The sequence below is a fragment of the Verrucosispora sp. FIM060022 genome (assembly GCF_003977705.1).
GTDB lineage: Bacteria > Actinomycetota > Actinomycetes > Mycobacteriales > Micromonosporaceae > Micromonospora > Micromonospora gifhornensis.
Genome location: NZ_RQIV01000007.1, coordinates 90,591 through 105,262 on the forward strand (window position 1 = coordinate 90,591; position 14,672 = coordinate 105,262).

Annotated in this window: 13 protein-coding genes and 1 riboswitch; of the genes, 5 read left to right on the top strand and 8 right to left on the bottom strand. The window is 70.5% G+C overall.

Annotation, left to right across the window (positions count from 1 at the left end):
* Positions 1 to 27: 27 nt before the first annotated feature.
* Positions 28 to 573, bottom strand: coding sequence for a pyridoxamine 5'-phosphate oxidase family protein (locus EG812_RS19480; RefSeq protein ID WP_013730778.1), 546 nt, complete (start codon positions 571 to 573; stop codon positions 28 to 30).
* A 75-nt stretch (positions 574 to 648) separates the two neighbouring features.
* On the opposite strand from EG812_RS19480, the gene dcd reads away from it, so the two are divergent.
* Positions 649 to 1,227 (top strand): dCTP deaminase, encoded by a 579-nt coding sequence (gene dcd, locus EG812_RS19485; protein WP_013730777.1) that lies wholly within the window; start codon positions 649 to 651, stop codon positions 1,225 to 1,227.
* A gap of 73 nt (positions 1,228 to 1,300) precedes the next feature.
* Here the strand turns inward: dcd and EG812_RS19490 are convergent, their stop codons facing one another.
* The 4 genes from EG812_RS19490 to EG812_RS19510 all read right to left on the bottom strand — a co-directional run bounded on the left by EG812_RS19490 (position 1,301) and on the right by EG812_RS19510 (position 6,666).
* Entirely contained in the window at positions 1,301 to 2,341 is a 1,041-nt protein-coding gene (locus tag EG812_RS19490) for a C40 family peptidase (protein WP_126712409.1), read from the bottom strand.
* Positions 2,342 to 2,353: 12 nt separating this feature from the next.
* Positions 2,354 to 2,487: riboswitch (cyclic di-AMP (ydaO/yuaA leader) on the bottom strand.
* Between the two features lie 174 nt (positions 2,488 to 2,661).
* Positions 2,662 to 3,675: a C40 family peptidase gene (locus EG812_RS19495; RefSeq protein ID WP_232510724.1), complete on the bottom strand. Its 1,014-nt coding sequence runs from the start codon at positions 3,673 to 3,675 to the stop codon at positions 2,662 to 2,664.
* Positions 3,676 to 3,929: 254 nt separating this feature from the next.
* A complete protein-coding gene (locus EG812_RS19500; RefSeq protein ID WP_102657700.1) occupies positions 3,930 to 6,128 on the bottom strand; it encodes a (Fe-S)-binding protein in 2,199 nt (732 codons plus the stop codon).
* Positions 6,129 to 6,402: 274 nt separating this feature from the next.
* A complete protein-coding gene (locus tag EG812_RS19510; protein WP_013730773.1) occupies positions 6,403 to 6,666 on the bottom strand; it encodes a cell division protein CrgA in 264 nt (87 codons plus the stop codon).
* A 223-nt stretch (positions 6,667 to 6,889) separates the two neighbouring features.
* Between EG812_RS19510 and EG812_RS19515 the strand changes: the two genes are divergently transcribed.
* From EG812_RS19515 to EG812_RS19530, 4 genes are read left to right on the top strand one after another with little or no spacing between them, the layout of a single operon-like run.
* On the top strand, positions 6,890 to 7,687 hold the full coding sequence (locus tag EG812_RS19515) for a DUF881 domain-containing protein (RefSeq protein ID WP_013730772.1): 798 nt from the start codon (positions 6,890 to 6,892) through the stop codon (positions 7,685 to 7,687).
* A gap of 53 nt (positions 7,688 to 7,740) precedes the next feature.
* Complete coding sequence (locus EG812_RS30315; protein WP_502697203.1) at positions 7,741 to 9,621, top strand: class E sortase; 1,881 nt, start codon at positions 7,741 to 7,743, stop codon at positions 9,619 to 9,621.
* Positions 9,621 to 9,923 (top strand): hypothetical protein, encoded by a 303-nt coding sequence (locus EG812_RS19525; RefSeq protein WP_013730770.1) that lies wholly within the window; start codon positions 9,621 to 9,623, stop codon positions 9,921 to 9,923. The genes EG812_RS30315 and EG812_RS19525 overlap by 1 nt, the downstream gene beginning before the upstream one ends.
* 5 nt (positions 9,924 to 9,928) lie before the next feature.
* On the top strand, positions 9,929 to 10,579 hold the full coding sequence (locus tag EG812_RS19530) for an aminodeoxychorismate/anthranilate synthase component II (protein ID WP_013730769.1): 651 nt from the start codon (positions 9,929 to 9,931) through the stop codon (positions 10,577 to 10,579).
* A 110-nt stretch (positions 10,580 to 10,689) separates the two neighbouring features.
* Here the strand turns inward: EG812_RS19530 and EG812_RS19535 are convergent, their stop codons facing one another.
* From EG812_RS19535 to EG812_RS19545, 3 genes are all read right to left on the bottom strand, one after another.
* Entirely contained in the window at positions 10,690 to 11,373 is a 684-nt protein-coding gene (locus EG812_RS19535; RefSeq protein WP_233579552.1) for a SanA/YdcF family protein, read from the bottom strand.
* Between the two features lie 65 nt (positions 11,374 to 11,438).
* The gene (pknB, locus tag EG812_RS19540) at positions 11,439 to 13,268 is read right to left on the bottom strand and encodes a Stk1 family PASTA domain-containing Ser/Thr kinase (RefSeq protein ID WP_013730767.1); all 1,830 of its coding nucleotides are present in this window, start codon (positions 13,266 to 13,268) and stop codon (positions 11,439 to 11,441) included.
* Complete coding sequence (locus tag EG812_RS19545; protein ID WP_126712412.1) at positions 13,265 to 14,671, bottom strand: serine/threonine-protein kinase; 1,407 nt, start codon at positions 14,669 to 14,671, stop codon at positions 13,265 to 13,267. Before EG812_RS19545 ends, pknB begins: the two co-directional genes overlap by 4 nt.
* Position 14,672 lies beyond the last annotated feature (1 nt).

The window sequence follows — 14,672 nt, forward strand, 5'->3', positions numbered from 1 at the left end:
GTTCGACGGGGCCGGCACCGGCTGGTGTCAGGCCGCGCAGCGGGCGCGGCGGGCGGAGTGGGCCGCCAACGACGCGGGCCGCTGCGCCTGCGGGGCGGTGGCTGTCGGATCGAGCCAGACCTGGACGGCCGGCGCCCCGCCGTGCTCGCCCGGCACGTCGGAGTTGGCGTGGCCGCGGCGGCTGAGCATCGCGACCTCGATCGTGAACTCGAACAGCCGCCAGTCGACCTGCGGCGCGGCGCGGGCGGCAAGCGCCAGGCGGGCCACGGTGGCGTCGTCGGTGACCGGCCAGGCCCGACCGGCGACGTACGCCTCGTCGTCGCTCTCCTCCGGCGGGAAGGAGTGCAGGGCATAGCGGCCGTCGCGTTCCAGGTCGCGCCGCTTCGGCGAGTCGATCACAAAGCAGTAGAGACCGTCGTCGGTGATCACCGGGGAGACCGGGTGCACCCGGGGCCCGCCGTCGGCGCGGACCGTGGCCAGGTAGCCGAAGCCCGGGCCGTATTGCTGCATGAGAAGGCGGATCTCGTCGGCGAGTCGAGGCTCGTCAGCGGCGAATTCGGACCAGGAAGCCATGTCGACATCTTATCGAACATACGTTCTAGACAGGTAGCGCGACACGCAGGTCAGCCATATCGGTATGGTGTGGCGATGCTGCTCTCCGACCGCGACCTGGTCTCCGAGATCAAGGCGGGCACGCTCGCGCTGGAGCCCTTCGAGCCCACGCTGGTGCAGCCGTCCAGCATCGACGTACGCCTGGACAAGCTGTTCCGGGTCTTCAACAACCACCTCTACACCCACATCGACCCGGCGACCCGGCAGGACGACCTGACCTCACCGGTCGAGGTGCCCGACGGCGAGCCCTTCGTGCTGCACCCGGGCGAGTTCGTGCTCGCCTCCACCCTGGAGGTCATCTCCCTCGGCGACCAGTTGGCCGGTCGACTGGAAGGCAAGTCCAGCCTGGGGCGCCTGGGCCTGCTCACCCACTCCACCGCCGGCTTCATCGACCCCGGCTTCTCCGGGCACGTCACGCTGGAACTGTCCAACGTGGCGAACCTGCCGATCACCCTCTGGCCCGGCATGAAGATCGGTCAGCTCTGCATCTTCCGGCTCTCCTCGCCGGCCGAGCACCCGTACGGATCGGCCGTCTACGGCTCCCGCTACCAGGGGCAGCGCGGGCCGACGCCGAGCCGGGCCTGGCAGAACTGGCGCACCTGGCCGACCCGCTGACCACGCCAACGCCAGGCCCACGCCTCCGGCAGGACCACGCCAACGCTAGGCCCAAGCTCAGTCAGGACCACACTCAGCCGGGTCGGCCGAAGCTGTGGATGGGGCTGGTGTCCATCCGTTTCATCTTCACCGGCTGACCGGCGCGGGAGGCGTGCACCACCCAGCCGTCACCCACGTACATGCCGACGTGGTGCAGATCGCGGTAGTAGAAGACCAGGTCACCCGGGCGTAGGGCGCTGCGGCTGACCGACGCGGTGACCTGACGCTGCCGGGCCGCGTTGTGCGGTAGCGCCACCCCGGCCCGCGCCCAGGCGGCCAGCATCAGACCCGAGCAGTCGTACGCGTGGGGTCCCTCGGCCCCCCACACGTACGGCTTGCCGATCTGGGCGCACGCGAACTTCACCGCCACCCCCGCCGGCCCGCCCGGATAGCCGGCCGGGCAGGGCGCCGGGCGCAGCGGGCCGCCGCCTCCATTGCCGTACGCCCGCAGCCGGAGCCGCTGCAACCGGTCGATCTCGGCGTCGATCTGGCGGCGCTTCTGCGCGAGCTCGGCCTCGGTACGGGCCAACTGGTCGATGGTGCGCTCCAGCCCGGCCTTGGCGGTGGTGAGTTCGTCGCGCAGTTCGCTCGCCTCGCGTACGTCCTGTTGCTGGAAGTGGGCGTAGCGGTCGAGCAGGCCGATCTGCTCCACGACCTCGCCGGGCGACCTGCTGTCCAGCAGGGCGTTGACGGCACCGACCGTGCCGCCCTTGTACGCCCGTGCCGCCAGCGCGCCGACCCGGGTCATCGCCGCGTCGACCTGCTGCTCAAGCGGTGCGATCCGAGCGGCCAGGGCGTCGGCCTCCCGGCGCTTGCCGGCGAGATCCTGCCGGGTGGCGTTGTGGCGTTCGATGAGTGGTTCGAGCCGGTTCCAGTCCGCGTCGATCTGGCGCTCGATGGCGTCGACCGTCGGCTCGGCGTGGGCCGCCGTCGCGCCGCCGGTCAGCATGACGGCGGTCGCGGACAGGGCGGCGAGTGCGGTGGTGCAGCGGTACCAGCGGGATCGCGGCGCAGCCGTCGTCGGGCCGGGCGTCGCCGGCCGTGCTGACGGTGGCCGCGGGGCATGGTGTGCCACCGGGCTCCGTACTCCTTCTTCCCGTACCGCCTACCGGGTTAGCTGACGGGTTCGGGCGGGAAGGGAGCGCCCTACCGCGGTGATCGCGGATTCACCCCGGGAACCTGGATCCCCGGCTCGCGCAAGCGACTCGGCGGTGTCGGACCGTTACCGCCCCTGGTGGACGGAACTGCCATCGGACCCGACGATTGCCCAGCGTAGGGACGATCCCCGTCGATACGCAACACATCCACACCATCACTCACGGTGCACAAATCCGACAACGAACAGGGCCCCCGGTCGCTTGACCGAGGGCCCTGGTGATGTTCCTGTCTGCTCGCTCAGCCGGGTCGGCGGAAGCCGGCGATCGGCATCGTGGTGATCGGGGAGACGTTCACCGGTTTGCCCGCTCTGGGTGCGTGCACCATCAGATTGTTGCCCAGATAGAGGCCGACGTGACTCAGGTCACTGCGGAAGAAGACCAGATCGCCGGGGCGGGCCTCAGACCTGGAAATGGCCTTGCCCTCGTTCCACTGCGCACCGGTGAAGTGCGTCAGGTAGATGCCGGCGGCCTTGTACGCGTACTGGGTCAGCCCGGAGCAGTCGAACGAGTTCGGGCCGGTGGCACCCCAGACGTACGGCTTGCCGACCTGGGCGCAGGCCACCTTGATGGCGGTGCGGGCCGCCGCGCTGACCACCCCGTTGATGGTCGGGCAGTTGGTGGTCTTGACCGTGGTCACCGGCAGCGACCGCTCAAGTTGCTTGATCTTGGCGTCGATCTGCTTCTTCTTCGCCGCGAGCTGCTTTTCCTTCGCCTCCTGGTCGGCGATCAGCGCGTCGAGCTTGGCCTTCTGCGTGTCGTACTTCTTGCGGACCTTCATCACGCTCTCGAGCTGCTGGCGCTCGTACGCCGCCAGCCGCTCCAGCATGGCCATCTGCTCGCCGAGCAGGTCCGGCTTGGCGTTCAGCAGCACCGCGCCGATTTCCTGGGACGGTCCGTTCACGTAGTACCGCGAGGCGAGGTCCGCCACCCGATTCATGGCCAGTTCGGCTTCCAGGGCCAGCGGCTGGATCTTCTTCTGCAGGTCGGCCGACTTCTTCCGGTTGACCTTCAGCTGCGACCGCACCTTGTTGTACTGCTCGATGGTGGGCTCAAGCTGCTGCCACTGCTTGTCGATCTGACGCTCGATCTCCTCCACCGAGGGCTCGGCGTGCGCGGGGGCGGAGAGCAGGCCAGCGCCGACTGCGGCGGCAGCCACCAGGACGAGCAGACGGTGAGCGGCTCTCCGCAGGCCACCTGGACGGCTCGACCGTCCGGGCACGTGACGATGGAGGGGCATGGTTGCCACCGGCAGCGACTCCTTTGCAACCGACCGCCGGGTGTCCCGCGGGCGGTAGAGGGGCGGAACAGACGACCTACGGCGGTCGGTGCCCAACATTAGGGAAGGCACCGGGCGGAATCAAGGCGACCAACGAACGATTCACGTTTGCGCGACCGGTTGCGCACAAAGGGTGTCGATCATTTCGTTATAGTCACGTGGGTAAATATGAATACGGGGTACGACGGACCACGTGAGCCCGCCGTACCCCGTAGCTGTTCAGGCCTTGCTCAGCTGCCGACCGGCTCGCCCTCCTCAGCGCCCCGGGCCTGCTCGGGGCGGACCGACCGCAGTAGGACGCTCGCCACATCGACCACCTCGACCTGCTCGCCGGCGCCCTTGCCGTTCACTCCGTCGGTGAGCATCGTCGAGCAGAACGGACAGCCGACGGCGATGGTCTTCGCCCCGGTGGACATGGCCTCCTCGACCCGGTCCACATTGATCCGCTTACCGATCCGCTCCTCCATCCACATCCGCGCGCCACCGGCGCCGCAGCAGAAGGAGCGCTCGCTGTTGCGCGGCATCTCGGTGATCTCGCCGGCGCCCAGCGCACTGCCCAGCACCTCACGCGGCGGGGTGAAGACCCGGTTGTGCCGCCCGAGGTAGCACGGGTCGTGGTACGTGACGCCGCCGTCGACCGGCTGCACCGGGGTGAGCTTGCCGGTGGCGACCAGATGCGCCAGCAACTGGGTGTGGTGCACCACCTCGAACTCGCCGCCGAGCTGGCCGTACTCGTTGCCCAGGGTGTTGAAGCAGTGCGGACAGGTGGCGACGATCTTCCGCTTGGCCTTCTCGCGGCCGGAGAACGCCTCGTTGAGGGTCTCCACGTTCTGCTGAGCGAGCATCTGGAAGACGAACTCGTTGCCGATGCGGCGGGCCGGGTCACCCGAGCAGGTCTCGCCCTCACCGAGGATGGCGAAGGAGACGCCCGCCTCGTTCAGCAGCGTGGCCACCGCGCGGGTGGTCTTCTTGGCCCGGTCCTCGAACGCACCGGCGCAACCCACCCAGAACAGGTACTCGAAGTCGTCGACCTCGCCGACGCGCGGCACCTCGAAGTCGAGGCCCTTGGTCCAGTCCTCCCGGGTGTTCTGCGGCGCACCCCACGGGTTGCCCTTGTTCTCCAGGTTGCGCAGCATCACGCCGGCCTCGGAGGGGAAGCTCGACTCGATCAGCACCTGGTAACGCCGCATGTCGACGATGTGGTCGACGTGCTCGATGTCCACCGGGCACTGCTCGACGCAGGCACCGCAGGTGGTGCAGGACCAGAGCACGTCCGGGTCGATCACACCGCCGGCCTCGGCGTCGCCGATCAGCGGCTTCTCCGCCTCGGCGAGCGCCAGCACGTCGACGTGGGCGAGCTGCGCGGCGGTGGCCTTCTCCTCGCCGGTGAGGTCCTTGCCGCCGCCGGCCAGCAGGTAGGGCGCCTTGGCGTACGCGTGATCCCGCAGGCTCAGCACCAGCAGCTTCGGCGACAGCGGCTTGCCGGTGTTCCACGCCGGGCACTGCGACTGGCACCGGCCGCACTCCGTGCACGTGCTGAAGTCCAGCAGGCCCTTCCAGGTGAACTGCTCGACCTGAGCCACCCCGAACTGGTCCTTCTCGGGGTCGGCCTCCTCGAAGTCCAGTGGCTTGCCGTCGCTCATCATCGGCCGCAGCGGGCCGAGGCCGGAGCCGGCCGCACCCGGCTTGCGCTTGAAGAAGATGTTGGGGAAGGCCAGGAAGCGGTGCCAGGCCACACCCATTGTCACGTTCAGCGAGATCACGATGAGCCAGGTCATCGAGATGGCGATCTTGATCAGGGCGGCGACGCTGACCCCGGACTCCCAGTCCGGCAGCGCCGAGCCGACCGCGTGGCTGAGCGGGGTGGCCCAGGTCGGGTACTCGAAGTGGTCGGTGGCGACCTTGAAGCCCCGGATCAGGAAACCCATGATCAGTACGGCGAGGACGACCGCCTCGACGAAGTAGCCCTGCCACATCGTCGACCCGGTGAACCGCGAGCGGCGACCGGCCTTCGTGGGCCGGTTGGCGAGCCGGATCGCGATCAGCACCACGATGCCGACGATGCCCAGGATGCCGATCCACTCGGTGACCAGGCCGTAGAGCGCCCAGCCGCCGATCAGCGGCAGCCCGCCGGTCGGGGACACCACCTCGAAGTACGCTTCGAGCACCAACAGCGACAGCACGATGAAGCCGACCATCACGAACCAGTGCGCCGCGCCGACCACGCTCCAGCGCAGCATCCGGGTGTGCCCGGCGGTCTCCGCGAGCATGGTCCTGGTGCGGCTGGCCTTGTCGTCGAACCGGGACGGGTCGGGCTGACCCAGCCGGATCACGGCCGTCATCTGCATGACCGCGCGCACCGCAAGCCACACCGCAACGGCGGTGATGGCGGCCGCGAGGATCGTGGTGACGATCTGGACGCTGCCCATCGAGTTGGCCTCCCGGTCTGCTGCCTGGCGAGCGGCTCGGCGACCGGGTCGGAGGTGCGTACGCGACCTCAGCCGCCGCGCACCTCGAACCGGACCGGTCGATGACCGTCCCGCTCGGTCATGCAGTGCAGCCTACGCGCAAGGTTACCCAGCAGTAACGTGAGTCTTCTCGCACCTGGGCCACGCCGCCCTGCGCCCACCCTAGGAGGCAGCCGCAGCATCCGCGCGACGGGGCCCTCGACGACTCACCCGGCGCTGCCGGATGAGCTGTGGATCAGCGCCAGCGAGACAGCAGGATCAGCGAGCCGACCATCGCGCCGAAACCCACCGCCAGGTTCCAGTACCCCAGCTCCATGACCGGGTACTCCTGCTCGGAGAGGTAGTAGACCACCAGCCAGCCGATGCCGAACACGATCAACGACACGGCGGTGACCGGCAGCCAGATCGGGCTGGGCTTGCGCGTCGCCGCTGTCGCCGCCGGGCGGACGTCCGTGGGCGGGGTGTACACCTTCTTCTTGCGGACCTGAGACTTGGGCACGACGCTCTCCAGAGGGGTTACGACCTCGTCCGGCCTGCAACCGGGCGCGAGGGCGACGGTCCATGGCCAATAATGTTCGAGAGCTAGCGTAGTCCGGAAGCCCCGCTCAATCCACGAATGGGGGCCAGACCGTTGCCCGGCAACCCGGGAACGGACGACGGACGAGGGCCACCACGACCGTACGGATGCGGTCGCCGGGGCCGGAGACAGGGGGAAACGGGTCGTGGAGTACACGTCCGGCGCAGCCTCGTGGCAGAAGGTGGTGCGGCGTCTTGTCGCCGGCCTGCTGCGGCGCGGGCGGCGGCGACGCCCTGGCTGGTCGATCGGCGTACCGCTGATCGCCGCCGCCGCTGGCCTGCTCTTCACGACCACGGCCACCACCGCCGGCGGCACCGCGCTGCGTGAGGACCGCCGCCCTCAGCTCACCGAGCTGATCGAGGACCGCCGGGAGCGGGTGGCCCTGAACGAGGAGCGAGCGGCGACGCTGCGCCGGGAGGTCGAGAGCCGTACGACCGACCTCGCGGACTCGGACACGCCGATCAAGGAACAGCAGGAGCGGGCCACGGAGAACCTCGCGGTCGCCGGCTTCACCGCCCTGACCGGTCCCGGGCTGACGGTCGAGCTCAACGACGCGCCGCAACTCGGCAAGCTCCCCGAAGGGGCCAGCAACGACGATCTCGTCGTGCACCAGGGCGACGTGCAGGCCGTGGTGAACGCGCTCTGGGCCGGCGGTGCCGAGGCCATGTCAATCATGAATGTCCGCGTTCTGGCGACCAGCGCGGTACGCTGCGTGGGTAACACCCTGCTGCTGCACGGCCGGGTGTACTCCCCACCCTTCAAGATCGTGGCAATTGGCGATCCCGGCGCGCTTCGAGCGGCCCTCGCCGCTTCCGAGGGAGTCCGGTGGTTCAGGAACGCGGTGGAAAACTACCAACTCGGGTACTCCGAGCATGCTTCCACGGTCACCGTGCCCGCATTCGAGGATTCCACCACCCTGCGCTCGGCAACGGTGCCAGAGTGAGGCCGTCATGCGTGATCTAGTCATCAGCACGGTGCCGGGGCCGAAGCACCGTCATGAGTGAGCGTCCCGACGGTCGCCACCGCGACCAGGCCGACGAGGCGACCGCCTTCCTGCCCCGCGTCGACCGAGCCGAACCGACCCCCACCCGTCCGGCCAACGCCTGGCCCGAGCCGGTGCCGCCGCGTCCGTCCACGCCGGCGCGTAACGACGGCCCACTCCAGAACACCGGGGTACCGCTGCCGTCGGGCCAGCCGGACATCCCTGTCGGGCCGACGCCCTGGCGAGGAGCGTTCGAGCCGAGTCGGCCGACCGACACCCCCCAGCCGCCCGCGAGCGCCGCGTTCACGCCGCAGCGACCCCAGAACGGCGTACCCGCCCCGCAGGCCCCTCAGGCCGCACCGCAGCCGTCAAGCGCGCAGCAGTGGCCCACCACGCCGTACCGGTCCGACGGGCGACAAGCGCCCACCGCGCCGCAGGGACCGGCAGCACCGCAGTGGCCCACTGCACCGCCCGGACCTGTTCGGTCACACGCACCCATGGCGTCGCAAGGACCCGGTGCACCGCCTGCGGGTGCCACCTCGGCGCAGCGGCCCACCGTGCCGCACCTGCCTGCTGAGCCCGGCGGGCACGCAGCACCGCCTCCTCCCGCCACGCAGCACGCAGGTGGCGCGCCGTACCCGAACGGCATGCCGCCAGGACACGGCGCTGAGCCGGGGCAGGGGATGCCGAGCGGACCAGCTTTGAGTGGTTGGTCGGGCGATGGTCCGACTGCGCTTATGCCCAGGATCGGGGACGCCGCAGCGACACCGCCCCCGGCTGCGAGCGGGGGCCAGCCGACGGAGCCGGGCCGTCCTGGCCAGGACTCGACCGCCCCTGCTCCACAGGACGGCCCGCCGGCTGGTTTCGCAACGTCCGGCCCTCAGCCTGGTTTCGCAGCGTCCGGCCCGCAGCCGGCCCGCAGCGGGCCACACCAGCAGGCCGGACCGGGCGGTTCCGACGGGCGGGCTGACGAGGCGGCCACCGCCCTGATTCCGGCGGTTGCCGGCGTCCGCCCTGGCACGCCGCCCGCGATGGACTCGACCGCCCTGATGGGTGCGGTACCCCGACCGCCGCAGGTCGAGGAGCCCACCGGCGCCGACCAGCCGACCGAGCCACCCAAGCCACGCCGGGGCGACCGGGTGGTGCAGTTGCGGGCGGAGCAGACGGGCGAGGGCTACAAGAGCGTCTACTCGGAACTGACCCGCCCGTCCTTCTGGTCCCGCGTACGCACCGGTCTGCGCTTCGGCGGTGAACTGCTGATCACCTTCGGCCTGGTGGTGCTGCTCTTCGCGGGCTACGAGATCTGGGGTAAGTCGGCGATCGTCGACGCCCACCAGGACGAGCTGAGCCAGCAGTTGGCGCAGGCCTGGGGGCCCGAGGGCGATCCGACCGTGGCCCCCTCGGCCACTCCCTCCGCCTCCGCCTCACCCAAGCCGCCGGTGCAGGGCAAGCCGATCGCCGGTCTCTTCATTCCGAAGTTCGACAAGGAATGGATCGTGGTCGAGGGCGTGACCCAGAAGGACATCCGGTACGCCCCGGGCCACTACCCGGAGAGCGCCATGCCGGGTCAGGTGGGCAACTTCTCCGTCGCCGGACACCGCAACCGGGCCACCTTCTGGCGTCTCGACGAGCTTCGCAAGGGCGATCCGATCATCGTCCAGGACCGCGACCAGTGGTACGTCTACCAGGTCACCGAGAATGTGATCGTCAAGCCGCACCAGGTCGAGGTGGTGGCCCCGGTTCCCGGACGTCCGGGAGCCAAGCCGACGAAGCGGATGCTCACCCTGACCACCTGCAACCCGAAGTTCGACAACTACGAGCGCTTGATCATTCATGCGGAGTTGACGCGTACCCAGTCGAAGGACCAGGGACGCCCGGCTGAGCTGGGGACCTGATGTACGGGTGGATCTGGCGCAAGCTGCCATTCGGGCTGCCCGGCAAGCTGATCGGCAGCCTGCTGCTCGCCACCACGGTGGTCGCGCTGCTCTGGTACGTGGTCTTCCCCTGGGCCGGGCCGCTGCTGCCCTTCACCGGCGAGGACGTCCAGGTCACCCAGCAGGACTCCGAGGTTCCGGGCGCCCCCGGTGACGTGGAGCCGGGCACCGATCCGGCCGACGACGAACCAGCGGGCGACGAGCACGATCTGCCGTACGACACCGACCGGAACAACACCCCACCCCCCGACGAGGACGAGTGAGGCCGATGCGCGTCCTGGTGATCGACAACTACGACTCGTTCGTCTTCAACCTGGTCCAGTACCTCGGCCAGCTCGGCGTCGAGTGCGACGTACGGCGCAACGACGAGATCGACCTCGCCGAGGTGGGCCGGCTCGGTGAGGCCGGTGTGCTGCTCTCGCCGGGGCCCGGCAGCCCGGATCGCGCCGGCATCTGCCTGGACGTCATCCGCGAGTACGCCGGCAAGCTGCCGATCTTCGGTGTCTGCCTGGGGCACCAGGCGATCGGCGAGGCGTTCGGTGCCACGGTCACCCGGGCACCGGAGTTGCTGCACGGCAAGACCTCGCAGGTCCACCACGACAACAGCGGGGTTCTCGCCGGGCTGCCCGATCCGTTCACGGCAACCCGCTACCACTCCCTGGCGGTGCTGCGCGAGACGCTGCCGGACGAGCTGGAAGTCACCGGCTGGACCGAGTCAGGCATCGTGATGGCGATGCGGCACCGCACCCTGCCGATCGAGGGAGTCCAGTTCCACCCCGAGTCGGTGCTCACCGAGGGCGGCCACCTGATGTTGGCGAACTGGCTCGCCACCTGCGGTCACCCGGAAGCTCTGGACCGCGCCCCGGCCCTGGCCGCCGAGGTGGACGCCCGCCGTCTGGCCGCCTTCGCCACCACCTGAGCCGACGGCCGACACCAGCAACCCGACCACACCGGCCCGGTAGCGACCGCTACCGCGACCGGCCCGGTAGCGGCGGCCGGTGAAGGTGGGCACCCCGGAGCAGGGCGGGCTCAGTCGGACAGCGCGTCGGTGACTCCCGAGTGTGCCGGCGAGTCGACTGCGGCGGGCCGGTTGCGGATCGCGTCCCAGGCGGCCTTGCCGCTGGCGAAGTAGTCCCGTACCGCCTTCTCCAACAGCAGGCCGGTGCCGCAGCCGGTACAGCGGGCGGGCACCCCGTCGGCGTCCACGCCCAGCTGCCGACAGAGTGTCACCGCCCGGGACAGGTGGTAGGACTGGGTGACGATCAGGGCCCGCTCGACCCCGTACACCTCCCGCGCGCGGCGACAACTGTCGTACGTGTCCAGGCCGTACGGGTCGGCGACGATGCGCTGCGGATCGACGCCGAGCTGCTCGGTGAGGTGGGCCGTCATCGCCGCCGTCTCGTCACCGGATGCACCGTGCCCGTCGCCGGAGACGAGGACCACTCGGGCCCGCTGCTGGCGCACCAGTTCGGCGGCGGTCTCCAATCGGCCCGCCAACCGGATGCCCGGTTGGCGTCCGTCCTCGGTCACCGCCGTGCCCAGGACGATCACCACGTCCGCGACCGGTGCCTCATCGACGGCATGGACGTGGCCGTACGCGGCGACTGCCGTCCAGACCCACGGCAGGCTGGTGAGCAGGAGCAGCAACAGCCCCAGGACAGCGATCCGGCGTACCGGTCGCCAGCGACCCGGCCGACGCACCGGCCCGGTCACCGGCTGATCGTCCGGCACCCGCGCCGCGGGATCGCCGGCTCCCTGACCCGACTCGCCCGGCGCGGTCACTCTCCAGGCAGGCGGAACGGCGGGAAGATCGGCAACAGCTCGCCGTCGCCACCGCCACTGCCGCCGCCGCCATCGTCGTCCGGCGGTGGGGTGGTCGGATCCCCGGTCGGCGGGGCCGACGTCGGCGGGTCGTCGTCCTCCGGCTCCGGCACCGAGACGAAGATCGTCACCTTGGTGCCCTTGGTCCGCTGGCTACCGGCGTTGGGGTTCTGGTCGGTCACCCGACCGGCCCGGTCAGCGGGCACCTCAGGGCCGATCTCCACGTTCCACTCGAAGCCGGCGTTCTCCAGTTCCCGCTTCGCGTCGGCCTCGGTGAGGTTCTCCACGTTCGGTACCCGGACCACGTTGCCCTTGGAGACGGTGAGGGTGATCACGGTGTTCTCGGCGACCTTCTCGCCTTCCTTCGGGTCGACCTCAAGCACCAGCCCGGCCGCTTCGGCACTGTCCTTCGGCACGGTCTTGACCCGGAGCTTGCGCTCCTCGATGCGCAACGTGGCGCTTTCGACCTTGCTGCCGACGAGCCCCTCCGGGACGGTCGCCTCCGGCTTGCCGCCGCAGAGCTGCACGGTGACCGTGCTGTTCGGGGCGATCCTCTCCCCGGCGGGCGGGGTCTGGTTCGTCACCCGACCCTTACGGCAGTCCGAGGTGAAGACGTCGTCACCCCGCTCCGGCTGGAAGCCGTCCGCCTCCAGTCGGGCGAACGCCTCCTGCTGGGTCATCCCGCTCAACGTGGGCACCGGCACGTCCTCGGGCGTCTTGTCGTTGAGCAGCAGCGCGGCCACCAGCGCGATCACCGCGAGCACGCCGAGCGCGGCGAACATGGCGATCAGCCAGGACGAGGCGCGCCGCTGACGCGGGTCACCCACCCGGGCCGGGATCTGGCGGGTCTGTGTCGCCCCGCCCGACGGGTAGCCCGAGCCGCTGGCCGCGGACATCGGCACGGTCTCGTCCTCGCGCAGCACCGGGGTGGCCATCACCGGCCGACCGGCCGCCGCCCGGAGCAGGTCCGCGCGCATCTCGCCGGCGCTCTGGTAGCGGTTGAGCGGGTTCTTCGACAGCGCCTTGAGCACGATCGCGTCGACCGCCGGGTTGACCTCCGGGTTGAGGTCGCTCGGCGTCGGCGGGGCCTCCCGGACGTGCTGGTAGGCCACGCTGACCGGGCTGTCGCCGACGAACGGCGGATGCCCGCAGAGCAGCTCGAAGAGCACACAACCGGCGGCGTACACGTCGGAGCGGGCGTCGACGGCCTCGCCGCGGGCCTGCTCGGGCGAAAGATACTGGGCGGTGCCGATGACCGCGCTGGTCTGCGTCATCGTGGTGGCGCCGCTGGCCAGGGCCCGGGCGATGCCGAAGTCCATCACCTTGACCTGACCGGTCTGGGTGAGCATCACGTTGCCGGGCTTGATGTCGCGGTGGATGATGCCGTGCCGGTGGCTGAAGTCCAGGGCGGCGCAGATGTCGGCGCAGATCTCCAGCGCCCGCCGGGGTTGCAGTCGGCCCTCGGCGCCGAGCACCTCCTTGAGGGTGCGCCCGTTGACGAACTCCATCACGATGAACGGAAGGGTTTCGCCGGTGGGTGCCTGCTCCTCGCCGGTGTCGTAGACCGCGACGATCGCCGGATGGTTCAGCGAGGCGGCGTTCTGCGCCTCCCGGCGGAAACGCATCTGGAAGGTGGCGTCCCGAGCGAGGTCCGTGCGGAGCATCTTGATCGCGACGTCCCGGCCGAGCCGAAGGTCACGGCCACGGTGCACCTCGGCCATGCCGCCATACCCGAGCAGCTCGCCGACCTGGTACCTGCCCCCGAGCAGGCGGGCCTGCGCTGTCATCGCGTCCGTCGTCCTTCGCTCGTCGTCGTCTCGTCGCCCGGTCGGGGCTGATCCAGTCGACGGTACGCCGTCAGGGCCGGATCGTCTCGCCCGTCGGGCCCCAGCACGCCGGACGTCACCGTGTGCACGGACACCTCGACCGGCATGCTGTTGTTGATGCTGTCCTTCAGCCTGTAGGAAACCACGCCCGAACAGACCACGACCAGCGTGCCCAGCAGGATCGCCAGGAACCACATGCCGGAACGTGACCGCCTGGGCGCAGGCCGTGACTGACCGGCCTGCGGGGCGTACGCCTGGGGAATCGGGGCTGCGCCGCGCGGGTAACCGGTCGCCGCAGGTGCGACAGTCGTCGGACGCGGCTGCGCCACCGGCTGCCGTGCGGCTACCGGCCGGTGACCCGCCGCCGGAGCGTGTGGCGCGGCCGGCGGCCGAGGTGCGGCCGGCGAATGCGGTGCCGCGGGTGGGCGGGGCGGCTGCGGCACCTGGGCCCGGCCGGGCGGCGGTGTCGCCGGGTTGCGCCCGGCGGGGGCCGGTGAGGCCGGAGCCGCCGAGATGGGCGCCGAGCCACCGGGACGTGCCTGCCGGGACAGCGCCGCCTTCAGTTGCCGGGCGACCCCGGCCAGTACGGCGGCGCTCGCCCAGCGGTCCTTCGGGTCCTTGGCCATCGCCCGCTCGACCAGCGCGCAGACCTGCGGCGGAATGTCCGACGGCAGCGGACGCGGCGTCTCCCGGACGTGCCGCATGGCGATGTCGAGCGGGTTGTCACCCTCGAACGGCCGACGCCCGGCGAGGCACTGGTAGGCGACCACGCCGAGGGCGTACACGTCGGAGGCGGGGGTGGCGACCTGGCCGGTGGCCTGCTCCGGCGAGATGTACGACGCGGTACCGAGCACCGAACCGGCCGCGGTGAGCTGACCCACCAGCTCGGAGCGGGCGATGCCGAAGTCGGTGAGCACCAGCGTGCCGTTGGGTCGGACCAGCAGGTTGCCGGGCTTCACATCCCGGTGCACGATGCCCTTGACGTGGGCGGCGTGCAGCGCGTCGGCGGCCTGCGCGACAAGCGCCATCGTCCGGGCCGGGGTGAGCCGGCCGACCCGGCTGAGGGTGGCCGACAGCGGATCGCCCTCGATGTACTCCATCACCAGGAAGGCGATCTGCTGGTCGCTGCCGAAGTCGTAGACGTCGACCACGCCCGGGTGGTTGATCGTCGCCATGGTCCGGGCCTCGCCCCGGAACCGTTCGGCGAAACCCGGCTCGTCCAGCAACGCCGGGAGCAGGCTCTTGACCGCGACCGTACGCCCCAGCACCTGGTCGGTGCCGCGCCACACGTCGCCCATGCCGCCGCTGGCGATCCGCTCGTCGAGGCGGTACCGGTTACCGAGCTGTACTCCCGGACTGAGCATG